The 23,165-nt window shown below is 49.8% G+C and carries 19 protein-coding genes; all 19 read right to left on the bottom strand.

Features of this window, described 5'->3' with window-relative positions; translation table 11 throughout:
• Positions 1-6: 6 nt before the first annotated feature.
• Positions 7-1,284 (bottom strand): ABC transporter ATP-binding protein, encoded by a 1,278-nt coding sequence (locus tag aalo17_RS09130; protein ID WP_067558547.1) that lies wholly within the window; start codon positions 1,282-1,284, stop codon positions 7-9.
• A 7-nt stretch (positions 1,285-1,291) separates the two neighbouring features.
• A complete protein-coding gene (locus aalo17_RS09135) occupies positions 1,292-2,089 on the bottom strand; it encodes an ABC transporter permease (protein WP_067558550.1) in 798 nt (265 codons plus the stop codon).
• Positions 2,090-2,114: 25 nt separating this feature from the next.
• The gene (locus aalo17_RS09140) at positions 2,115-3,005 is read right to left on the bottom strand and encodes a ComEC/Rec2 family competence protein (RefSeq protein WP_067558552.1); all 891 of its coding nucleotides are present in this window, start codon (positions 3,003-3,005) and stop codon (positions 2,115-2,117) included.
• Between the two features lie 69 nt (positions 3,006-3,074).
• Positions 3,075-4,001, bottom strand: coding sequence for a glycosyltransferase (locus tag aalo17_RS09145; RefSeq protein ID WP_158507773.1), 927 nt, complete (start codon positions 3,999-4,001; stop codon positions 3,075-3,077).
• A gap of 11 nt (positions 4,002-4,012) precedes the next feature.
• Complete coding sequence (locus tag aalo17_RS09150; RefSeq protein WP_067558558.1) at positions 4,013-4,717, bottom strand: glycosyltransferase family 2 protein; 705 nt, start codon at positions 4,715-4,717, stop codon at positions 4,013-4,015.
• Entirely contained in the window at positions 4,710-5,471 is a 762-nt protein-coding gene (locus aalo17_RS09155) for a glycosyltransferase (protein WP_067558561.1), read from the bottom strand. Before aalo17_RS09155 ends, aalo17_RS09150 begins: the two co-directional genes overlap by 8 nt.
• Positions 5,468-6,577: a glycosyltransferase gene (locus aalo17_RS09160; protein ID WP_067558564.1), complete on the bottom strand. Its 1,110-nt coding sequence runs from the start codon at positions 6,575-6,577 to the stop codon at positions 5,468-5,470. Before aalo17_RS09160 ends, aalo17_RS09155 begins: the two co-directional genes overlap by 4 nt.
• 66 nt (positions 6,578-6,643) lie before the next feature.
• Positions 6,644-8,086, bottom strand: a complete 1,443-nt coding sequence (locus aalo17_RS09165) for an LCP family protein (RefSeq protein ID WP_158507774.1) — start codon at positions 8,084-8,086, stop codon at positions 6,644-6,646.
• A 518-nt stretch (positions 8,087-8,604) separates the two neighbouring features.
• A complete protein-coding gene (locus aalo17_RS09170) occupies positions 8,605-10,389 on the bottom strand; it encodes an LCP family protein (RefSeq protein ID WP_067558569.1) in 1,785 nt (594 codons plus the stop codon).
• A gap of 140 nt (positions 10,390-10,529) precedes the next feature.
• Entirely contained in the window at positions 10,530-11,702 is a 1,173-nt protein-coding gene (locus aalo17_RS09175; protein ID WP_067558570.1) for a DHHW family protein, read from the bottom strand.
• Between the two features lie 13 nt (positions 11,703-11,715).
• Positions 11,716-13,089 carry an MBOAT family O-acyltransferase gene (locus aalo17_RS09180; protein WP_067558571.1) on the bottom strand — a complete coding sequence of 458 codons (1,374 nt, stop codon included), beginning with the start codon at positions 13,087-13,089 and terminating at the stop codon, positions 11,716-11,718.
• On the bottom strand, positions 13,086-13,577 hold the full coding sequence (locus aalo17_RS09185; protein WP_067558573.1) for a DUF4358 domain-containing protein: 492 nt from the start codon (positions 13,575-13,577) through the stop codon (positions 13,086-13,088). Before aalo17_RS09185 ends, aalo17_RS09180 begins: the two co-directional genes overlap by 4 nt.
• Positions 13,574-14,344 (bottom strand): SGNH/GDSL hydrolase family protein, encoded by a 771-nt coding sequence (locus aalo17_RS09190; protein WP_067558576.1) that lies wholly within the window; start codon positions 14,342-14,344, stop codon positions 13,574-13,576. The genes aalo17_RS09185 and aalo17_RS09190 overlap by 4 nt, the downstream gene beginning before the upstream one ends.
• A gap of 252 nt (positions 14,345-14,596) precedes the next feature.
• The gene (locus aalo17_RS09195) at positions 14,597-15,445 is read right to left on the bottom strand and encodes a hypothetical protein (RefSeq protein WP_067558579.1); all 849 of its coding nucleotides are present in this window, start codon (positions 15,443-15,445) and stop codon (positions 14,597-14,599) included.
• Positions 15,446-15,770: 325 nt separating this feature from the next.
• Positions 15,771-16,721, bottom strand: coding sequence for an RloB family protein (locus aalo17_RS09200; protein WP_082743346.1), 951 nt, complete (start codon positions 16,719-16,721; stop codon positions 15,771-15,773).
• Complete coding sequence (locus tag aalo17_RS09205) at positions 16,718-18,100, bottom strand: AAA family ATPase (RefSeq protein ID WP_067558585.1); 1,383 nt, start codon at positions 18,098-18,100, stop codon at positions 16,718-16,720. Before aalo17_RS09205 ends, aalo17_RS09200 begins: the two co-directional genes overlap by 4 nt.
• A gap of 165 nt (positions 18,101-18,265) precedes the next feature.
• The gene (gene ftsZ, locus aalo17_RS09210; protein WP_067560207.1) at positions 18,266-19,378 is read right to left on the bottom strand and encodes a cell division protein FtsZ; all 1,113 of its coding nucleotides are present in this window, start codon (positions 19,376-19,378) and stop codon (positions 18,266-18,268) included.
• Positions 19,379-19,441: 63 nt separating this feature from the next.
• Positions 19,442-20,695 carry an acetate and sugar kinases/Hsc70/actin family protein gene (locus aalo17_RS09215; RefSeq protein WP_067558587.1) on the bottom strand — a complete coding sequence of 418 codons (1,254 nt, stop codon included), beginning with the start codon at positions 20,693-20,695 and terminating at the stop codon, positions 19,442-19,444.
• Between the two features lie 208 nt (positions 20,696-20,903).
• Complete coding sequence (locus aalo17_RS09220) at positions 20,904-23,009, bottom strand: penicillin-binding protein (protein ID WP_236940468.1); 2,106 nt, start codon at positions 23,007-23,009, stop codon at positions 20,904-20,906.
• Between the last annotated feature and the right edge of the window lie 156 nt (positions 23,010-23,165).

The following is a 23,165-nucleotide window of genomic DNA, read 5'->3' on the forward strand; positions in this document are numbered from 1 at the left end:
AATTGATCACCCAATACTGGCAGTGACTTTTGACTCAGAGTCAAATACACCCACTGTCCCTTTCTCAGCTACCACACCTACTGTACAGCAGTCATAGTTTCTGCAAAAAACCACAAATCTGTCTCCTTCAAATGAGGTGCATCCCAGTGACAATAAATATTGTCCTGGCTGCAGATACATTCTCTGCTTAAAAGAGACCGTCAAAACATCTCCTTTTTTCACTTTCGAAGTATCGATATTCTCAAGCATAGTATTTGTGCCGGTTAGTTCAGTTCCTTTCACATCCCGAAACTTCCAGGCCACGATAGGATTCAAATGATCTTCATTGACCTGGACTTTTACCCGGATTTCAAAAATTTCACCTTTATAGACATTGCTTCCCAGTTCACCAGATTTTGAGAAAACTCCAAAATCTATAATATCGGCTCGACCGTCTCCATAGATATCCGCCTTCGGATTCAGATTCAGCTGGTCCTTCCATCTGCTTCCACTGATTTTTTCTACAACTTGCTGAACTTTTTCCTGATCTTCCTGTGTTCTCCCATCCCATTGACCAACCATTACACGCTTATATAAATCCACGATTTCCTGAGGGTTGCCTTCCGATATTTTCCTTCCGGCATTCAGCAAAATCGCACGATCACAGTACTTGATAATACTGCCCATATCATGAGTGACAAAGAGGATCGTTTTCCCTCTGTTTCTAAAATCTTCGAATCGTTTATAACATTTATTTTGAAAGAAAACATCCCCAACAGATAGTGCTTCATCCACTATGAGAATATCCGGATCTACAGAAATAGCTACTGAAAAGGCCAATCGTGCGAACATACCTGAAGAATAAGTCTTGACAGGCTGATTTATATGCTCACCTATATCCGCAAAATCAATAATATCCTGGAGTTTTTCATCCATCTCTTCTCTGGAGTATCCAATCATTTGTCCATTCAGATAAATATTCTCAATCCCTGTGTACTCCTGATTAAATCCTGCTCCCAATTCAAGGAGAGCTGCGATTTTTCCATTGACCTGGCAAGTTCCCGCTGACGGTGACAAAACATTGGTGATAATTTTCAGAATTGTTGATTTACCGCTGCCATTTTTTCCAATAATTCCCAGAATTTCCCCTTTATTGACCTCAAAGGAAACATGGTCCAGAGCCTTAAATTCCTTATGTCTGGATTTTTTGGAAAACAGAGCCTCTTTTAATCTGTCTCCCGGATTGTTATATAGATTATAAATTTTTGATACATCATCTACGACAATCATTTTCTGTTCTTTCATATTTCACCTACAGAACATCTGCAAAATGGGGACGGAGTTTTTTGAAAACATAGTTGGCAACGAATGTCAGTACTACGATCAAAGCCCAGAAATACACCGTTACCCAGCCTCTTTGCCAGAACCAGATACCGTCAAGAAGGGCTGTTCGATACCCTTCCACAATATAGAACATTGGATTCAGTTTAAAGACCGGAGCAAACCAGTTTCCTTCAATCGTGCTGAAAGCCCATAGAATAGGAGTAAGCCACATACCTGCCTGAAGGGCTACCTGAACAAACTGCCCCATGTCACGGAAGAATACTGCTATGCTGCTGAATATATATCCAAGAGAAAGGACAAGAGCAATGGAGCATATCAGGTAGTAGATAATCTGAAGAAAACTCAATGTAGGAAAATAGCCAAATATTGCCATGACCAACAGCAACAGCAAGATAAAAAACAGATGAACGACCAGGCAGGAAATCAGTTTGATAACCGGTAATATTTCAATGTTGAATACAACTTTTTTTACAAGATAACTATATTCAATAAAGACGTTTGTTATGGCATTCAAACAGTCGCTGAAAAAGAACCAGGGAATCAACCCGCACATGATCCATACAATGAAAGGGATATTTCCATTTCCAGGAGCAGTAGATTTTAATCCTACCTGAAATACGAACCAGTAAATCAGGATTGTGACACAAGGCTGTACGAAAGCCCAGAATATACCCAGTGATGAACCTGCATAGCGCTTTTTCAAATCATCTATCGACAGGAATAATATAAGTTTTGAATTCTCTTTCAGAATATGTAAAAACTTCATTTATTTACCTCACAATGCAATCATTTTATGGCTGGAGTTTGATTTCTATTAAGCCATCTTTGGCAACGTAATGGTTTGCAACATTCATGGAATCCATCCATCTGCGTGTTTCTCTTGTCTTATATTCGTCCTCAGAAGCATCCCATAACCACGCGGGTGTAGGCCATAGACAATTCCGAGGATTAATATAGCGATAAACCTCCTCAGATACGCCATTTTGACCATGATGTGCCATTTGAAGATAATCGATATTCTTTATTTTCGCTTTATATGGTCCGTTCAATAATCGGTCACCGGCTTCAATACCTGCATCTCCTAAAATGAGAATGCTGCTTTCATCTGTCTCGACTTTGTATATAGTTGAACTGTTATTTCCAAAATTGGTTGTAATGCTTACATCCGGGCTTTGAAGGACGAAAACAGTAAACTCTCCAATTTGAAACTCGTTCCCTTCAACTGGAACGTCGACAACTGGGGCGTACTCCAGCGCCGTTTCTATTATTTGATACTCCGAATAACAATCGGGATCATACAGTTGAATCAAATCAGATGGCGGGAAGTTGCAATATACTTTCTCGATTCTTATCATTGCATCTGGCTCGGATAGTATTTGAGCAAGAGCTCCTGTATGGTCTTCATGATAATGGGTGATAAACCAGGCATCTACCGTATCGTCGTTACTTAGTTTTTTCACTTCATCAACGACTTCCCCCGCATCTCCTTTTGTACCTCCATCAAACACAATTGTTATTTCCCCGTCCGATAGAACATAACCGCACATTTGAGATTCCGTACTTGGAGCCAATTGAGCAAGAATAACTGTTTCATGATTCCGGGTATTGCCAGAAATCAAAGCTAACGCAACACCCAAGGCAAAAAGAATGAGTATAAAAATCAAACGCTTATTTCTTTTCATAAGTCATCCTTTCCCATATCAGCTAGAAGGGGCACAATCGGATGTGTTCCGGATACCCAAGTGTTTTTTTCATTTAAACAAAACGAAGTAAAGATCCATAAGTCTGGCTCTTCCAGATTTTAGTTCATGGTATACAGGATTCAAATTCTGCCAGATCAAATCCCAAAACGATCTGTTATGTAGGGCCTGAATATGGGCATCTGCAAAGAGGATCCGCTTCTGATATACGTCACTTTTCTTAAATTCTTCAGGCCATATATCCCGGACTGTAGTCATGGCATCACGCATATCTTCTGCAAATTTGAGTCTGACCCATTCTTCGGCTTTTTTCCCCTTGGGAATTCCAATCGTATTCTGGCTGTGGGTCCGATAGCAGAACAATGGTTTATTAAGAAAATAAAAGCCATTTTCATGACTTGCAAGTAACGCTATCAGCCAGTCATGGGGAATTCTGTCTGTCCAATTCGCAAGATAAGCATTGGCTGCTGTTTTAGATAATGCCATGGAACACCCCTGAAAATAGTTATGGCTACAAAACTCATCAAAAGTTACGGAGACAAGACTGTTTGCCTGTACAGGTTTCAAATACAGGTTATTATTTGACATTCCCTTTCGCAGTTTGACAGAATATGACTTTCCGTCTGCATCCATAAATTCAAAAGAGGATGCAAGAACCTGTATATCTGGATGAGTTTCCATGATATCACTCATGATATGAACTTTCTCGGGCATCCAGAAATCGTCCTGATCACTTAGAAATATCAAATCTCCCTGGCAAAGACGAATTACTTCGCGGAAATTCTTTTTGTATCCCAAAGTGCTTTTGTTTCTATATACCCTGATATTTGGGTGCTTTCCCTGAAACTTTTTTATAATCTCCATAGACTGGTCTGTGGAACAGTCATCAACAATCACGATTTCGTCTGCCTGTTTTGTCTGACGAACTATGGAATCCAGCTGCACTTCCAGATACTTCTCACCATTATAAACTGCCATCGCAACGGATATCATATGAGTTTCCTCTCTTTCAATATCCTGATCAAAGTCAGACGCCAACGGATCATGGTCAATATATCTGCATGACTTAGACTGGATTGGTTATTTGAATGTCGCCTATAATCAATCAGCGGTTCCTTTAAATATCTCACCTTCCCTGTCCTGCAGGCTGTCAGTCCAAGCCATTGATCATGCATCGGCAGATTTTTAGGGAACGGTAAAGCTCTATCCAACAAAGACCGTTTAAATGCCATACAGCAGCCAATGAAGGAATTGCGAAGCAGATTGTTCCAAAATCCTTTTTTTGTTCCATGCCATTGAAAATAAGACGATTCCAGTTCTGATAGATTTTCATCTATAATCCGGCAATCATGCAAAACCAGGAGAGTATCATCTTTTTTCAAAGCATCGAGTACAACCTTCAACTTTCTGCTGCACCAGATGTCATCCTGATCAGCAAGAAAAATATAATCGCCATGGGCTGCATTCAGTCCATTCTCAACATTGCTTACAACTCCCTGACCTGGCCCTTTCAGCAGACGGATTCTTTGATCCTGAAACCCGGATATGAGAGATTCAGTCCTATCGGTGGAAGGGTCAAGGGAGATTACCAGTTCATCTCTCTCATCAAGCTGTTGAATAATGGAAGCTATTTGCGCTTCAATGAATTCTTCCCCGTTACAGGCTGCCATCACGACAGAAACACGCCTATTCATTCCAGAGTACCCCTGGATATCTCAGCTGAACAGCCAGATGTAGTTTGCGCTTGAATATCAGATATCTGGCTTTCCAACGTGCAGTTGAATAATATGTCAGCAAATCGCTTTTTTGTATTTTCAGTCGCTTTACAGCCGCTGCTAAATCCAAAATATCCGCGGAAAATGCCTGCTTCAGGTTAGTCGGAAGAATTTTAATTTTTTCCCCGGAATTTTTCATATCCTTCAAAAACTGGTGATCCACATAATCCAGGAACAGTCGCTCATCATAAGAGTAGGAATCTGCTAGCCTCTTGGGTATAGCCATACCGCTGTTGATTCCTGTAATCTCTGTAATTGATTCCGTTGACTGCACCAAATGTGGAATATCATGCTTCATTTCTGCAGGTGAAATCATCTTTCCGTTTGCCGTCATGACCACTGGAAGAAGAATGGCATCCGGTGATTCCATTCGTAGTTTTACCCAATATTCATCCGGAATTTCTGTATCATCATCCAGAAGCACAATCCAGTCTCCGGGTTTCTTGCGAAGCATATTAAATGCCGCGTTATAGGCTTTAGACAGCCCTTTGTTTCCATTCATAGAAAGAAACCAGGCGCCTGCCTGTCGGGCTTCTTCCTGGTTTTGAACTGATTCATCTGTACTGTTATCCACTACGAGAAGCTGTACATCTGACTGACTTTTCGCAGAACAAAACGAAGGACATTCTGAAAGATGTTTGTTGTACACGACCATCACAGCGTATATTTTCATGCATCCACCTCATCCAGCGTTCTGAAAAAAGTCTCTTCCGAGAAGAATCTCTCATAGACTTCCTGCATATTGCGTCTTCTTCTCAGAGCCTGATCAGCTGGTTCATGACAGATCCTCTGCGCGAGTTCATCCAGATGATCACGGTCTACATTGAAACCCAGGTCGTACTTCTCCACAAGTTTCTCCGTGTCCCCACCTATGGAATTCAGCATTGGCAGACCACCAATCATGTAATCCAGAGATTTCATAGTCAGGCCAACCATGACATTGGGCTTGACGATATTCAGTCCGAAATGGCAATGATCAAAAATCTCCTGCTTGGCCTGCGGATCAAACAGAATACCGTGATCCACTACCTGCGCTCCTGTGCTTTGCACTTCTGAAATGAGTCGATCTTTTGTTTCCCCTTCTCCAATAATATGAAAACGTGTAGGTTTGATTTTGGTTGTTGCTTCCGTGATTTTCCGTATCAGACAGATATCAATGATATTGTTGATGGATCCCAGATAAACCAGATCCAGGGTATCGGCGTCCAGATGGGGATGCAGAGGCATTGGTTCCTGGGATCGGGCAAAGTGAAGAACGGTGTAGTCGTCATTTGCATTCAAGCCTTCCAGAAACAGTTCGCATTCCACAAAGACCTGGTCTGCATTCGGAAGGTTCTTGTCACGGAGCTTCTTCCACTCAGTAAAAACCGGCAGCCATTCAAATCTCTGAATAGGAAGAGCTTCCGGCCACAGATCATTGATATCAAAATACAGTCTGATATCCGGATGGTTCTTTTTGTAATGGCTCATGGTTTTGCACAGTGAGTTTGCAGGAACCATGGAATGTATGATATCAGGCTGCAGCCCTTCCATGAGTTTCTCAGCCTTACTGGAAAACCGGAGATGGGAATACAGTCGTCTGAACGACAGATTCTTATAGTAAGGAGGAGTTTCAATCAACACATCCGCATCCTCCAGGGAGGAGATCCGCTGTTTTCTTCGATGAGAAAAATCGGAACTGATGACTGTCACTTCGTATCCCTTTGACGAATAGTACTTTTTCAAAAGTCTTACTCTGTCAAAGAATGTGTCATTGAAGCATACGATTGCGACCTTCAAAACTCTCCTCCTCCTTTCTTTTCACGACATTCCAAATCAGTATATCACATTCAGATCTTTCAAAATTCAGCCTTCCGGTACCTGTGACGGATCTTCCACAGACTGTCCGGGATTTTCGGGTTCTTCTACGGGAGGTTCAGTGGGCAAACCGGAGTCCTCAGGCACTTGAACATCCCATTGAGGCTCTTCATAGTACCAGGAAGGATCATAGTAGTCAGTTCCAGTCTCGTTGTTATACTCATAGCTCTCGGGAATCTGCTGATAGATGTCTTCTGTAGATTCCTTTGGCTCGGCTTCCGTGACCTCGTCTGCATCTTTTCCATCCAGAACCGCCATGATTTTGTCGTGGGCAAGCGCCACGGTATTCTGATCAAGAACAGTCACATAGGCTTCCTGACCCAGCGAAGGACAGAACAGGGTATCACCATCGCCGGATACCTGATAGGACTCAAATTTCCAGTCCGGTATTGCCTGGATTTGATACTTGATGAAGTCTGTGATTTCGTCCTGAGAAAGCGTTGTATCAAATGCACTCTCCAGAGCCTTCAGCAAGCTGATGTAATTCACAATAATCTCCGGACTTGTTGCTTTGTTAAAAATTGCCTTCAGGACCATTTGCTGGTTTCGTACCCGCTGGTTGTCTCCATCTATATATGCATATCGCTCCCGTGCAAAGGAAAGAGCCCGTTCCCCGTCCAGATGATTCCAACCTTCGGTAACACCTTCCAGTGTGGAGTCTGCATAGAATGTCTCAACAGCCTGACCTTCCGGAACTTCAATATCAATACCGCCCAGACTGTCCACGATATTGGTCACACTGGAGAAATTCACGCGGAATGTATAGTTGATCTCAATATCCAGAAGTTTCTCGACTGTTCTTTTTGTGGATGTGATTCCGTTGATGCCGGTATGGGTGATTTTATCCAGTTCACCTTCCGCACAGGCATAGGCATCTCCACAGTCCACAGGGATATAGGAGTCTCGGGGGATACTTGTCAGCAGAACAGTGGAAGTCATGGGATTTACGGTCACAACCATATTAACGTCCGACCGGGACAGTTCCCCCACATCTCCATAGGTGTCATTTCCAGAAATCAGGATGTTGTAGGGTTTGGTTGTAACATCAGAAACTGCTAGAGCTTCATTGGTGGCGCTGGTCTTGAAATGAGCCTGGAATATGACTCTCGTCCTGGTTGAGAAATCTGCGTAATCCTCCAGCTCGGTGACATTGGTCCGATATGCTTCATTGAGAATGACCGCATCCACATCCCCGTTATACAAAGCCATGGCTTCCTGCGGAACGGAATCCAGCTCGACCTGCTCAAACTCCACAGGCATTTCTTTCTGAATCTGCTCGAGCGCCTTTTCCGTACCGCCTTTGTCAATGTTTTTCAGGATTCCGACTTTTTTACCGGAAAGGTTCTCCAGGGAATCAATATCAGACTCACTCATCACAATGACAGATATATTGTTGTCATTGGTATTTTTAATGGCGGTGATTGATGCCAAGGTCCCATTGGTCCTGAAAATGTAGTAAGCACCCAGCATGTAAGCACAGGACAATATCAAGGATATTGCCAATACTGTATTTGTGATTTTTTTAGAGTGTTTGAATTCCAGATTCAGCAAAACGAAAATCAGGCAAACCAATCCAAGAATCAACAGGAAGGGATAAAGAACAGTATCAGGCAGTACCCCCAAAGCATACATTTGATATCCGACAAATGCCGTTGAGACAACTAACAAAATATACACAACCCATGTCCATGTTGTTCTGTTCTTGAGATATTTCATAATCTGCCTTTCTTACTCCCATTCACCTCTGAAGTCCCGGTTTTCCAACTTTCCGGATATCTGTATCAGTAAATACAAAACAATACTATGTCGGTCAGCACTGTCTCACTATCCGTCATTCTAACATTTGTCTCATTACCTTGGAAATGCCGCTGTGGCAGCGAACCGCTTACAGTGATCGGTCCCAGTATAAAGAGAAAAGGACAGCAAGTGATGTCTCACTGTCCTGGCTCTTATTCGTAGGTGTATTCGAAACTGCCGGCATCATCCTCAGGATCCGAGAAATCATTTCCCTGGGGTACAGTTCCAGCATCTTCATACAGGACATCATCCTCTGAAGTGTCATCTTCTGTCCCATACACCGGCGCATATCCCGCATCTTCCTCTGGGACATACACTTCTCCCATGCCCGCTGCACGCTCTGCCCGCTGCTGGTCCACGCTCAGGGATCCCGCTGCATCCACAGAATGCGCTTCGGCATAGCTTCTGATTGCATCGGCACTGTCTCCGTTTTCCGTCATCAGAATGAGTGTTCTGGCAGCTTCTGTCATCTCGGGACGGGGAATGGTCACCGCCACATAAGAGCCAATGGTACCGGACAGCTGTGTATCCGGCTCTCCTGCAATGGCATAGCTGATGATCTGCCAGTTGGGACGGCGCAGGAGCTCATAGCGCAGGAAGCTCTTGATCTGGTCGGCGGGCATATTCGTTTCGAAGGCCACACTCACCGCATCCATCAGCGCGGGGTACCGGAAGAGCAGTTCGGGGCTGATGATTTTGTCGATCAGAGCCCGCATGACCTGCTGCTGGTTGCGGATCCGCTGGTTGTCTCCATCCTGGTAGGCATGCCGCTCCCTGGCAAAGGCCAGGGCCCGCTCGCCCTCGAGGTGGTTCCAGCCGGCTTTTACGCCTTCGGTGCCATTGGCATAGAACGTATCCACTTCCAGGCCTTCGGGAATCTCCACATCAATGCCGCCCATGGCATCCACGAGATTCACCAGACTGGAGAAGTTGACCCGGACGGTATAGTTGATTTCGATGCCTAGGTAGTCCTCAATGGTGCTTTCTGTGGTGCCCACACCATACAGACCGGTGTGCGTCAGCTTGTCATCCACCGGGGAGCAGGCTGTTTCGTCCTTCTTGCAGGACATGGTCAGGTAGGAATCCCGGGGAATGCTGGTGATCAGCACGACCTGTGTGCGGGGATCGATCGTCAGCAGCATGTTCACATCCGACCGGGAGTTTTCGTTGAGGCTTCCATAGGAGTCATTGCCGCTGATGAGGACCGTGAAGGGATCCCGGGTGATATCAGCCACGCTGTCGGGATCATTGGCGGCTGATTTTGTGCGGTCGGTGTACCAGACTGTCTGCTGCAGGACATTGGAATCGGTCTGGAACTCAAAGAATCCATCGGTTTCGTGGATGATCTGCCGGGTGTTGTCCGGAATCAGCACAGCCTGCACTTCGCCGTCATACAGTGCCTGGACGCAGGAAATCACATCAGGGTAATCCTGCACAGACACACTGGCTTTCGACTGCACTTCCTGCAGTCCTTTGGCGATTCCTTCCGGATCAGCTTCCGGCACCGTGCCCACGGTTTTGCCATTGAGGTCCGACACATTGTCAATATTGTCTTTTTTCAGGCTCACCAGGGACACGGTATTGGCAATCCTGTCGGTGAGGTTGGTCACATTGTCAAATACTTCATCCGTTTTCTTCAGATAGTCTGCCCCGACGAAAAAGCCGCAGGCAAGGGCCACAGCCACAAGCCAGCAGATCACGCGGGCGGCGGTTTTCCGGGCAAACTTGAACCAGAGAATGACGTAAATCAGCAGGGAAACAGCCAGGATCACAGCACCTGTCAGGAGTATGTGAGATGGCAGCAGATCGATCTGCACGAGGGCAAGGACAAACAGTCCCAGGCACACAAACATGGCCAGCACAGCCACAATACTGAGCAGCCCCGGACGCCGGCGCCGCACGGTTTTCTTTTTCTGTTTCCTTACTGGTTCAGCCATGATTCCCCTCCTGTGTCACAGTTGTTTAAGGTCGTGAACATAAAAAAACAAGGTTTTTTGTCCCTTGTTTCAAGTGTAGTAAAAAGCTCGGCCGGAAATCAACAAGGTATCCGCCTCTTGTTGCATTTTTTGGGTGAAAGTCATGAATTTTCTGTTTCATTCGCCGCCGGTTCGCCGCTTTTCGCATCCAGCACACCCTTCAGGCTGTGGTCCTGGACCCAGGAGCTGTAGTTGTAAAGAAAGAGCACATCACTGAAGACACCGGTTTCCATGAGACGGTCCAGGTTCCCGTCATAATACCTGGGGTCCACGACTGTGATCGACCGGCACTGGGGGATCAGAAACTGCAGCATGGCATTGGCATAGGAATCCTTGAACAGAAGCAGCCGCACAGGACTGTCATTGTCCATCTCCAGGGTGAACTCCCCGGTATTCGGGCCGGTGAAAACCTGATACTTGTCCCGTCGGTCCAGCGCACTTTCATCGTACATGGTCCGGGATTTCACGCCGTCTTTTGTCATGACATACTCCGGTCCGTTTTTCGGCACCCAGATCTCGACGGTGTCCGAGAGAAACGGGTCACCGGTTTTGGCGGAGAGTGTCCCCTGGAATCCGTCGGCGGCTTTGAGAATATCGAAAGCGGCTTCGTCGGCACTCCAGCCTTTTGCGACAGCCAGGTCCGTCCAGGCATACCAGGCACCCCTGGACTTCCAGTGGTGGTCGGTGGCATAGTACAGATCTTCGTCTTTGTGACTGGCCAGTGTGTCCAGGCTGTTGATGAATCCCAGATCCTGGCTCTTGCTCTGGATATCCGCAATGGCTGCGGCTTCATCGGCGGAGGTGGCATTCATGGGCAGTCTGTCGGCATTGACCGCAATGGAGGTGGGGACGATCTGCACGTTGACCGGAATCCCGGTTTTGGCCTGAAAATCACGGATGGCCTGCAGGTTCTGGTCCGAGACTGCCGCATCATAGGCAGGTGCCTGTTGCAGAAGCATATGACTGCCTATATAGACATCATCGATCTCGGAAACGCCTTCCAGGCGCTGAACGCAGTAGTTCAGGTGAAGAAGGGAATTCCTCAGGGGAAACTGATCGGCATACCAGTCATTGATTTCCCGTCCGGTCTCGCCCGTCCAGAGCCCCCGGGCCTGAATGTCCGATATCTGGGCAAGGGGCCGGTTTTCTGTGTCGCTGTCGGCTTTGTCGGGCAGGACAAGGTTCAGGATCAGCGCCAGCAGGCCGCCGCCTAGGATCACCAGAAAGAGAATATTGCCAAGCCGGTCCTGTCGGCTCCATTTTTTGGTTTTCATGGATTTCCCCTTTCTAGAATGCAAAATACAGGAAGGTCCTGGATGTGCCGGCCACCAGGGCTGCCAGACAGGTCAGCAGGATCAGCGACCAGAAGACAGCCATGCCCAGTACTGCCGGCATTTTCCATTTCCGGAGGATCCTGTCCTGCAGGCGCTGGAACAGCGAGCCGCTGAAGGCGAATGCCAGCAGGAAGAGAATGGCGTTGGTACGCAGCCAGAAGAGTGTCTGGTCATCTGTCAGTCCAGTGACACCAATGCCAAACATCCGGCACAGTCTCGCAAAGGCGGTCACAAGGTCCGGGGCAGCGAAGAACACCCAGCCAATGTCGGCAATGAGGAAGATCAGGATGACCCGCCCCCACCGCGGGAGTTTCTCGAGATATGGCTGGAACCAGAAGCGTTCGGCAATGATCAGCAGTCCATAATACAGTCCCCATACCACGTAGGTAAGGTTCGCTCCATGCCAGATGCCGGTAAGCAGCCAGACTATGAGCAGATTGCGGATGAGGGCTTTTGTGCCTTCACGGCTGCCGCCCAGCGGAATGTAGACATAGTCCCGGAACCAGCTGGAAAGAGCAATGTGCCATCGCCGCCAGAAATCACGGACAGACACAGCCCGATAGGGATGGTCAAAGTTCTCCGGAATGTGAAAGCCGAACCATCGGCCCATGCCAATGGCCATATCGGAATATCCTGAGAAATCGAAGTACAGCTGGAAGGCGTAGGCCAGGGACAGGACCCAGGCACCGGCCCAGGTGGTGTTGGCCTGCAGGGCCACAAACACTTTTCCGAGTCCATCGGCCAGAATGACTTTCTTGGCCAGTCCCCGGGTGAATTTCAGGCTTCCGGAGCCGATGTCCTGGAAGGTGACGGTCCGGGTGGACAGTTCCGGTTCCATTTCGTGGTACTGGACAATGGGGCCCTGTGCCATTTTCGGGAAAAAGGACAGGTACAGCGTCAGTTTGAGAAAGTCTGTCTGTGCCGTGCACCGTCTGGTGTATACATCGGCGAGATAGGACAGGGCCGTGAATGTGTAGAAGGAGATCCCCAGCGGGAAGGGCAGCCCCAGGGGCCGGAGCCCGAGCCCCGTCAGGATGGGATCCAGATACTTGTAGAGTCCCAGGATGACCAGAAGTCCGCCGGCAGCGGTCCAGAACAGCGGTTTGCGGTTTGCATCGGACTCGTCTTCGAGGGCCCGTCCGGCAAACCAGATCCAGCAGGTCTCGATGAGAAGCAGTACCAGTCCCTGGAGCCCGGCCCAGGCATAGAAGAGCCAGGACAGTCCGACGAGAAGGATGTTGCGGCTTTTATCTGTCTTCAGCACCCGGTATCCCACAACACTCAGGGGCAGGAAGGCAGTGAGAAACAGCAGATTCGTGAAACTCATAACGCCTCCTCGAACCGGGCTGCGGCTGCCTTTGCCTGGGGACCGGTCATATAGAACAGGTAGTTGGGGTGTACATCGACCACAGCCTGATTCACCATATCCAGCTGTTCAGGGGCGTATCCCTGGTAAATGTCTTTCTGGGACTGGATCCGGGCATTGACTTTGTCCAGCACGTCCTGTTCCTGTGCAGGGTCAAACCGGATGATGAGGAGCTCTTCGGCATCCATGGCATTCAGGCTTCTCCAGTAGGCAATGTCGGGATACTGCGCCGGGTCCAGTCCGAGCTTGCTGCGGATCAGGGACTGGTCTGCGGCCGGATAGGCTGTCAGGTCCATGCCTTCAGTGACCGCAGCTGTCACATCCGCAAAGTCTGCCTGGCTGGGTCCTTCCCGGAATACCGAGGGCAGAAAAAAGCACAGAAAAGCAGTGAAAGTCACAATCATTCCGATGGTCCAGCGGTTGATGGTCAGGGTTTTCTGGCGGTTCATTCGGCTTCTCCCACGGCATCCACGATGCTTTCGGCCCATTTCAGGCACATATCCGGTGCAAGGTGAATGCCATCGGATTCCAGGTTGTCCTGGATCTCTGCATTCAGGCTGCCGGAGTCAATGAAGACCCAGTGGTTTCTTTCGCACATGGCCTTGAGCTGTTCGTTGTACTGCCCGAGGTTTCCGTACTGCGGGTATTGTTCGATGACTGCGGGCGACACGTCCAGGATCGAGGTGACAAACACCCGGGCTCCTGGTGCCGCTTTGGCCGCCTGCTGAATATAAGATTCATAGACCTGCGCAAATCCTTCGGGACTGCCACCCAGGTTATGCTGCACGTCATTGATGCCATAGGACACAATGAGATTGGCCGGCTGGAGAGCAGTGATCCGCTCCAGCTGGTTGGGTATGTCCTGGCAGTCTGTCCCGATCACCGCAATGTCCCGGTCGCCATCCAGGATCTGGTATTCCGCGAGAGCTGCGGCCCTGGAATCACCGATCATGGCGTAGTCCGGCAGCAGCGCGGAGTAGGAGATCTTTCCTTCGCTGTAGGCCTGTTTCAGCTCGGCGGTCCGCTTCTGTGCGAGCGCGGAAGTCAGTTCAGCGGGATCCTTCGCAGCCTGTTCCCGGATCCATGCCCGGCCGTCTGTGACCTGCTGAGACTGTGTGTGAATCGCAAGCCACACAAGCAGCAAGACAAAAAGAGCGCCGGTTCCCACAGCAGCGAATTTCTGCCAGAGAACCAGGCGGTTCCACCATTCTTTCATATCGTTCTCCCCTTATTCGTTACTGCTATTGTACGGAAAACCGGCTGCTTCTGTTACTGAAAACAACAGAAAGTGCAGGTTTTTTTCTGCAGGGACATGCAGGCTGCTCCCACCAGCTCCCGGTAGGGAAAAGCATACATTGCATATGAGGGCAAGTCCCGGGAGAGTCTGGAATCGTGGCAGCAAAAAGGCCGGGCATCTGTATATTGACGATCCCGGTCTGATCGAATCGAGTTTGCAGGACAGGCAGATTCAGTCCGCTTTGTGGCGGGCCAGTTCGGCTTCCGGTTCCCGGATTCGCCTGTCGCGGTCTTCCAGCTCCCTGTCCTTCTCCTCCAGCCGGGTGCCAAAAACCTGAATGCTGCCGTCATTGCCACACCTTCTTTTTCCATGTACTCCAGGGCCTCCTTCCGGTTTCTGTCCCGGAAAATGTGACCCAGGCCGTTCAGTGTTCTGTCCTCCAAATCGTCCCACTCCGGGTCGATAAATACAAATCTGTTCTCCACACAGGTCTCTGTGATACGGGAAAACTCCCTGATCACTCTGGCATTGCCTTGCCTTCACCTCCCAGGTGATGATGAGATCGTCCGAAAATATGGCTGTGGGATAGATCCAGAACATCTTCAGATCATTCAGTCCTGCGCAGTCTGTGTTCATGCCCTTGATCCGGTTTTGCTGCCCGGACATGCCTCTGGCAATACAGCAGTCATTCCGGTTGGCCATCACTTCAGCCGTTGGCATAGTATTGTTCACTGCGATGATCACCACATACAGTTTCTCCGTCTCCATATCCTGTATTACGCAGACCTGATCATTGACTGTGGTTCCTTCCACCGCCACTGTGAGCGCAGGATCCATCGTCTCCATCTTTTCATTCAGGACCGCCAGCTCATTCGCTGCACTCAGCGGCATTCGAAACACCTCCCGTATCCTGCTGCTGAGTTCCCGTACCGTGAAGTCTGCGTATTCCGGACACATCAGCCTGAGCACCAGAGAAAATATCTGTTTGTCCTGAAGCATGGCTTTGGCCGCCTTGTCCCGTTCCGGTCTGTCCGGCGATACCAGCTGTCTGGCGTTTGTTTCCTGTCTGTCTGCCACCATGAGTTTTCCTCCTGCCGCAATCTGCTTTCCAGACAGCACCACACCAAACAGCAGACTAAAAGCAATTTATCAGTCATATATGCTCGGATAATTCAGATATTGCGATTTTTCCATAATAATTCTGCCACCTTATCGTAGCATCTGCCCAATTCTGCGCCTGTTTTCCCTTACCGGCAATTCATCTTTCTGTCATATGACTCCCCCGCCAGCCAGAATACAAAACGCGGATTTGTGACAGGTGCATCACAAAAACTTCAGCCATACAGCGCAAAAAAGGCCGGGTCCCTTCCCGGGAAACCGGCTTTATCTGCCTGACTCAGTTGCGTTATCCAGTATGAGAATCCTTTTCAGCATCACGCAGATCTCTAATCAGTCTGGGTACAGCAGAACCAACCTGATTTTTCAGAAGCAGCGGATCTTCGGGAAGTCCACTGGCATTCGCCAAAGCATTATCCAGTTTTGAAAGAAGCAGGTTTGTATTCACGTGTTTCTTTTTGTAACCTGGCAGATGCTGACAAAGGATGAACTCCGTATAGGTTTTCTTTGCCCTCTTTCCTCCCATCTCCTGATTTTTCACTTTTCTGTTTTCCAGAATATTATCCAGTTCTGCCTCATTCAGTTTGCGAAAATGCAGCAGCAGCCAGAGCTCAAAACAGGGATTTGTCGGACAGAATCTGATGTTCAAAGTATTGCATTTTGTCAGGACCTCATCGTACTGATTCTCTTTAAAACTGTGTCTGTCTCTATCAACAATCATATAGATATGATCGGTTTTCCAGTCCATCGTGGGAGGATCGAATTCGAAGTTCAGAATGGCATTTTTAAGCTGTTCCTGATTTTCATCCAGCGACTTCAGCAGTTGGGAAACAGCTGAATCCACATCCTCAATATATCCGGAATCCATCTGTGAATCGGAACCCGGCATTTCCGACTGCAGCAGCAGGTCATGGATTTCCTCCTCTGACACCTGACACCCGGTTTCCGCATGCAGCTTGCGAATCAGAGATTTCCATGTGATTTTGCCTTCTTTGCATTCTTCCATAAACGCTGTAAGACATTCCAGGACCCGAACGGGATTGCTCATCGCGTATTCTCTGCCTTCTTTCTCCAGAGGGACAAGCTCCACCAGCTGACTTAGCCTGCACTGAGCGGATTGCTGTTTCAACGCGGAGAAATATATACTTTCGGTTTTCTCTCCTTCAAAAGCAAGGAACACTTTTCGCAATGGACTGCGTGTACCTGAGCGGCGCACAGCATACTCCCGTAATTCTCTCATCCCGGTTCTTCGCCCTCAAAGGGAAATACTGAATGGAACACCGGTACACCACCATACCTGCCTTCCCGGTACGCTTTCTCAATTACCTTGTCAAACCGCTCATTGTACTCCTCCATGGAATACAGATGAGAATTACCTTCCCTGTTTTTATTGATGAACCAGATTTCATCTCTGCGTACAAGATCAAAATCCAACAGTGCAGATTCATGAGTGGTGCAAATCAGCTGCGATCTACAGCCGGATTTTCTCAAAAACAGTTTGACGAACCGATATACAAGATTTGGATGCAGGCAGCGGTCCAGTTCGTCAATCACAAACACTTTCTCTTCCTCAGATAGAAGCACATCCAGCAGATCCAGTATTCTGATAGTCCCTTCGGATTCATCTGCCAGTGTGAATTCTACATCTCCTTCCTTTCCCTGATGGACAAAAACCAGCTGTACGAATTTTTCCGTTTCGGCTGTCAAATGGCATAAATACATGTCATTGCGGGTTCGAAACAGAGCCTGGGCTTTCATTGCAGGATCTTTATGACATCTGGTCCGGGATTCATCCAGAGCCTTTCGAAACACCTGGGCTTCTTCGGGCCTGAGACGGGAACTAATCTGGTCATATGTAACTTTCCGATGATCAATTCTCGTAATCCCGGTGTCAAAAGCCTGGAGCCAGGATTCCAGAGCGGAAGTCGGGTTATGTTCAATCAACTGAAAGTAATTGGTGAAGCTGGTCTCTGGCCAGATCACATTGAGGTCCCTGGCATACCACAGGAAAAGATCTTCAAAAACCCGCAGTTTCTCATTTCTTTTCAGAACCGATTTCAGTGTCCGGTTCATTACGTGCAACAGAAGAATATCCTGATCTGTCTGAAAATCCTCCAGATACTTTCCCAGTGTATCCTTCGTATTTGACTGCTCCAGTTCACCTCCCACACGGAAAGTCCCTTTATCTGTTGACCGTTCAAACAACACCGTTTCCCCACTGGTGTTTTTTCTGATCAGCCACTCACATAAAACGGAACCGGAAGCCAGAAGTAATTCAAATCCATAGCAGTAGCAGATTCCATCCAGCAGGATTTCCATCTCAAAATAACTGGGCATGTTTTGGTTTCTGCGGCTGGTTCTGTCATACAATCCCGCCGTATCCGCAGGGACGCCACGAAGAACGCATGCTTTCATGAACTGAATCGCTTTAATCAGATTGGATTTCCCTGATCCATTGGCACCATATATCAGAGCAGCCTTCAGAAGTGAAACATCTCCAGCTTTTATGGTTTGCTCCGGATGTCTGCGGACCCGGCTGCCTATCAGGGACAGCTCATTGGTACGGCCTTCATCTTCATCAAAAGAAAGAAAGTTTTTGAAATTGAACTGTTTCAGCATGGCAAATCTCCTTTACGAGATTTTATCACCTTTCAAATGAAATTTGTTCCAAAATACGCTTAAATCTGCATTTTTATGTGATTTTTTCACATTTCATATGACGGATATCCAAAAAAGGCCAGACATCCCTTTTCAGGAGGTCTGGCCTTCTTGAACTGTCACTGCTTATCTGTTGAAGAAGAAGTTCGGAATCTGATCATCCTGACCAGCCGCATTTCCATCTTCCACACTCGTCACCACACCCGGGTTGCCCGGGGTCTGGATCGTCGGCTTCGTGAACAGCTGCGGCTCCGCAGCTGTGTGCTGACTCCGGCGCTTCTTGCCGCCGGCTTTTTCCGGTGCATCATCGAATCCCGTGGCAATCACCGTCACGATGATGGAATCACCCAGCTGCTCGTTGATGGCGATACCGAAAATGCAGTCCACATCTCCGCCTGCGGCATCCTGGATTACAGCCACTGCGTTCTGGGCATCGTAGAAGGATACCTTGTCGCCGCCTGTGATGTTGATGATCGCAGACTTCGCGCCCTGGATGCTGGACTCCAGCAGCGGAGACTGAATGGCCTTTTCCGCTGCCACGATGGCTTTGTCTTCGCCGTCGGCCATGCCGATGCCGATCAGGGCACGGCCCTGGTTCTGCATCACGCTGCGGACATCCGCGAAGTCCAGGTTGACCAGCGCCGGTACGGCAATCAGGTCGGAAATCGTCTGAACACCCTGGCGCAGCACGTTGTCAGCTGCCTGGAATGCTTCTTCAATGGGCTTGCGGCCCAGGACCTCCAGCAGGTTGTCGTTGGACACCACGATCAGAGAATCCACGTATTTCTTCAGTTCATCGATGCCCTCTGCGGCGCTGTTGGCGCGGCGCCGGCCTTCAAATGTGAAGGGACGTGTCACAACACCGACAGTCAGCGCGCCTTCTTCCTTGGCAATCTTGGCAACCAGCGGTGCGGCACCCGTACCGGTTCCGCCACCCATGCCGGCTGTAATGAACACCATGTCTGCGCCCTGGATCGCTTCACGGATTTCTCCTTCGCTCTCCTCGGCTGCCTTGCGGCCGATTTCCGGGTTGCCGCCGGCACCCAGACCCTTCGTGGTTTTTTCACCCAGCACGATTTTGTTGTCGGAGGGAGAGTTCTTCATCACCTGCACATCGGTGTTCGCAATAAAGAAGTCCACACCCCGGACACCGTCGGAGACCATGCGGTTGACCGCATTGCTTCCGCCGCCGCCGACACCAAAGACTTTGATATCCGCTACTTGATTGAATTCTGGCATTCCTGTTTCCTCCTTGACCATTTCTGCATCCGTTTCTGTCAGACCGGCCTGCACCTGTCTGTTTTATCCTTCATCCGTCAGGACCACGCTCTTCATCTTCCGCGTGAATCCCCCGTCTCCATGGTGGCTCCGGGCATTGATCTGATCAATGCTGGCCTCTAGTTCGTTGTTGTTCACGGAAATCCGGTCATCGTGCCGGATCCGGTTGATGTCCATCAGGGCATAGACACTGCCCAGCAGGGACACAAAGGCGCCGTCACGGGCACCGACACTCGTTTCCACATACACTCTGGCCGGCGCGTTAAACGCCGGTTCCAGTTCCTTCAGGACCGGTATGTTGCTTCCCTTGCCCGTTACGATGTACTTGACCTTGCCCCGGTTCACGATTGGGGCACAGGCTTCGTTGATCCCTGCGATCCATTCCCGGATCCTGGGCACCACGGTTTTGGCGAGCTCCCCGGCCGTGATCTCCACGCGCTGGTCTTCCTTCTGTTCAATATAAATAATGACACTGCTGTCCTGCATATCCGTGGAGAAGCAGTTCTGCAGCAGCCGGAACGTGACTTCCCGGCCCAGGCGGTATTTTTTTCTCAGCGGTTCCATGAACCACATATATCCCTTGTCCAGATCGAAGCTGGAACGCAGCCGTCCGTCCTGGAAATACGTCAGCAGGGTGTGGTTTGCCTCCAGCTGCACCTGGATCACCGGACGCTCGCTGCTCTGTGCCAGTGCCGCTGTTTCCTGTGCCGCCGCGTAGGAGTCCAGCACCAGATCCAGTATCTCCAGATTGGCCTGCTCCACTGCCCGGGCATAGGCATACACGGTGTCCTTGTCGGCATACAGCAAATCGACATCCATGACGAATTCCTCGCACTGTTCGGACAGGGGCAGCTTCGATGAGGTTTCCCCGTTCACTTCATACTGGATGCGGTTGGCATTCACAAACACCGCATCATCATCCCGGCGCAGCTGCTGTGCCCTGGTCAGCCCCTGCTGGATGTGGAACAGCCGTACGGTTTTTGTGCCGTCTTCGATGCCCACCCTGATTTTCTGAGACGAATCCTTCACGTTTACACTGGGGACAAGCAGCACAACGCGCTCGATCCTGTAGCCCAGCGCCGCCTGTGCAGCAGTCAGCGCCTGGCGTATGGACGCCACGACACTGGCTTCGTCCGTGATTGTCGTTCCGGAAAGCCCGGCTGCCGGCGCCCGCTCAATGCGAAGGACATTTGCCCGGCCTTCATAGACTTCCATGACCGCCAGTCTTACTTCGCCATCCGCCAGCTCAAGCGCTGCATATACACGTTTTTTCGACATTCGGCCCCTCCTTCATTCCTGTTCTTCATTATACAATCGATGTCCTGCAATTCCCAAAAAAAAGCAGGCATACGATGTTTATAGTACAACATATGCCTGTCTGTTTGAAAGTCTCCATGACCGCCCGATATCCGGCCCTGATTGCGAAGTGCATGTAAGCGCTCCCCTGCAACAGATGTCACACTGCACCTGACGAACGTCAGGTCTGTTACTCCATCGTGACCTGAATGTCGCTGCTTCCGTCAATCGGCGTACCGGGTTCAATGTTCTGGGCCTGCACCTTGCCATAACCCGAAGTCTGCACCCCGATTCCCGTCAGTGCCCAGAACGCCGTGACATCCTTGCGGGTCCATCCGCTCATGTCCGGCATCGTCAGCGACGCGGAATCCGTCATGACCAGGACCCGGGAATTGGAGTTGATTTTCGACCCCGCACCGGGATACTGATTCACCACACTCTGGCCATCCCCCAGCACTGTGACATTGAGCTTCTTTCCCGCCAGCTCCTGGTCCATCCAGGCCCGGGAGTGATTCACCAGACTCGGCATCTCATAGGTGTCCCAGCTGTCTTCTTCCTGCTCCGGGTTCTGCGGCTGGACTGCATTCGCTCCGGAGACACCGTTGGCGATCAGCGCTGCCTTCACGATTTCCTGAAACGGCTCAGCTGAATAACCCGTAATGTTGCTGCTCACCATTCCCCAGTACACCATGATCTTGGGATCATCCGCCGGCATCGCCGCGATGACACTAGAAGTATAGTTGGTCTTGTCGTATTCCCCGGTCTGTTCGTTATACAGCTCGCCGGTACCGGTTTTCAAAGCCATGTCCACCCCGTCGATCCGGAACCGCTCACCGGAGTTCCCGTCCTGGGTGACACCCTTCATGATGTCCACCACCTTGCGGGCAGTCTCCGCGGATATGGGTTCTCCCACCACCTCGGGTTCATATTCCTTCAGTGGCGTTCCGGTATCCGGATCCTGAATGGATTCCACCACATAGGGCCGCATCATTTTGCCGTCATTGAAAATCGCCGTATAGGCCTGGCACAGCTGCAGCAGGCTGATGGACGACCCCTGACCGAATCCCGTGGAGAGATAGTCGGCAGCGGTGTCCACGTTTTTGACACCCGTGGCTTCGGTGACAAAGGGAATCTCCGTGGCCTTGAAGAACCCGAACCTGTCCAGATACTCGACATACTGGTTGTAGTTGATGTAGTTGGCCAGCAGTTCGCAGATCCCGACATTGGAGGAGACCCAGAGGCCTTTGTCAAAGGTGATCTCGCCGAAGTCGTTGCCCAGAGCATCGCTGATGGGTTTGAAGTCGGTCTGTGTGCCGTTGGGCACACGGATGATTTTGCCCGTGGAAGGATCCTGGGTATAGGTGAATGTGCCGGCCCGGAATGTGGTCTCTCCGTTGTAGACGCCGGTATCGATCGCCACCGCATACGTGAAGGGCTTCATGACAGACCCCACTTCGACGTTCTTGTCCGCCACGTTGTCCAGAAACGACGGGATTTCCTGGTGGGTGTTCTGGTCATATGTGGGATAGGACCCCCAGGCCAGGACCTTTCCGGTCTCCGGTTCCATGACCAGTGCCCAGGCGGCCTGTGCATTGTTGTCCTGCATGGTCTTTGCCAGCTGGGCCTCCACAATGGACTGCAGGTTCGAGTCAATGGTCAGATACACGTTCTTTCCATCAATCGCTTCCTGGTAGACCTGCGTGGTCCCCGGCAGGATCGTGCCGTCCACCGCCTGCTGGTACTTCATACGCCCGTCTGTTCCGGACAGGTATTCCTCCATGGACAGCTCCAGTCCCATTTTTCCCTGTATGGCCTGTTCGTCTTCATCGAAGGCCGCAAACCCCACCAGATTGGAGGAATACGGCGTCGTGGGATAGTTCCGGTTGGTGGTGTCCACGAACCCGATCCCCGGAATGTCCGCCGCCTCGATCTTCTCCATCACGTCTTTGGTCAGGCGCTTTGTGCCGGTGCCCAGTTCCGTCTGGACCTGGCCGCGTTTCATGGCCTTCTCCAGGATGGTGGCTATCTGTTTTTCGTCCACGCCCTCCAGCACTTCGGCCAGTTTCTTTGCGGTTTCCTTCGCATCCTGGACATAATCGGGATTCCCCTTGGCATCCCTGACGGAATCGTCCAGATACGCCACCAGGGTATATGCCTTCACTTCCTGGGCAATCACCGTGGAGCTGCGGTCCAGGATCTGCCCGCGTCTGGCCTCCACGGTGGTGTCCACAATGGAGGAAGCCAGCTTGCCGGTCAGCACGTCTTCCTGACTCCAGATGTGTCTGTGTGTCCCCATAGTGAAAAGAACATTAGCAGTCACTAATGTTCCGGCGGTCCCCATCGCCAGGATCATGCGAAAGAGTTTTTTGTTGGTCCGTCTGACGTCCATCACATGCTCCTTTTCAATGTTTCAGTTGTGCAGTGCAGCTGTCCTGGACAGCTGCAGGCGGTA

The organism is Faecalibaculum rodentium (assembly GCF_001564455.1).
Classification (GTDB): domain Bacteria; phylum Bacillota_I; class Bacilli_A; order Erysipelotrichales; family Erysipelotrichaceae; genus Faecalibaculum; species Faecalibaculum rodentium.

Bases quoted from the DNA above. Each gene is read 5' to 3' on its own strand.
- ftsZ (WP_067560207.1), bottom strand. From the start codon at position 19,378: ATGCCAGAATTCAATCAAGTAGCGGATATCAAAGTCTTTGGTGTCGGC.
- aalo17_RS09155 (WP_067558561.1), bottom strand. From the start codon at position 5,471: ATGAAAATATACGCTGTGATGGTCGTGTACAACAAACATCTTTCAGAA.
- aalo17_RS09220 (WP_236940468.1), bottom strand. From the start codon at position 23,009: ATGGGGACACACAGACACATCTGGAGTCAGGAAGACGTGCTGACCGGC.
- aalo17_RS09135 (WP_067558550.1), bottom strand. From the start codon at position 2,089: ATGAAGTTTTTACATATTCTGAAAGAGAATTCAAAACTTATATTATTC.
- aalo17_RS09180 (WP_067558571.1), bottom strand. From the start codon at position 13,089: ATGAGTTTCACGAATCTGCTGTTTCTCACTGCCTTCCTGCCCCTGAGT.
- aalo17_RS09150 (WP_067558558.1), bottom strand. From the start codon at position 4,717: ATGAATAGGCGTGTTTCTGTCGTGATGGCAGCCTGTAACGGGGAAGAA.
- aalo17_RS09185 (WP_067558573.1), bottom strand. From the start codon at position 13,577: ATGAACCGCCAGAAAACCCTGACCATCAACCGCTGGACCATCGGAATG.
- aalo17_RS09200 (WP_082743346.1), bottom strand. From the start codon at position 16,721: ATGAGAGAATTACGGGAGTATGCTGTGCGCCGCTCAGGTACACGCAGT.
- aalo17_RS09145 (WP_158507773.1), bottom strand. From the start codon at position 4,001: ATGGCAGTTTATAATGGTGAGAAGTATCTGGAAGTGCAGCTGGATTCC.
- aalo17_RS09130 (WP_067558547.1), bottom strand. From the start codon at position 1,284: ATGAAAGAACAGAAAATGATTGTCGTAGATGATGTATCAAAAATTTAT.
- aalo17_RS09195 (WP_067558579.1), bottom strand. From the start codon at position 15,445: ATGGTGGCAGACAGACAGGAAACAAACGCCAGACAGCTGGTATCGCCG.
- aalo17_RS09140 (WP_067558552.1), bottom strand. From the start codon at position 3,005: ATGAAAAGAAATAAGCGTTTGATTTTTATACTCATTCTTTTTGCCTTG.
- aalo17_RS09170 (WP_067558569.1), bottom strand. From the start codon at position 10,389: ATGGCTGAACCAGTAAGGAAACAGAAAAAGAAAACCGTGCGGCGCCGG.
- aalo17_RS09215 (WP_067558587.1), bottom strand. From the start codon at position 20,695: ATGTCGAAAAAACGTGTATATGCAGCGCTTGAGCTGGCGGATGGCGAA.
- aalo17_RS09205 (WP_067558585.1), bottom strand. From the start codon at position 18,100: ATGCTGAAACAGTTCAATTTCAAAAACTTTCTTTCTTTTGATGAAGAT.
- aalo17_RS09175 (WP_067558570.1), bottom strand. From the start codon at position 11,702: ATGAAAACCAAAAAATGGAGCCGACAGGACCGGCTTGGCAATATTCTC.
- aalo17_RS09190 (WP_067558576.1), bottom strand. From the start codon at position 14,344: ATGAAAGAATGGTGGAACCGCCTGGTTCTCTGGCAGAAATTCGCTGCT.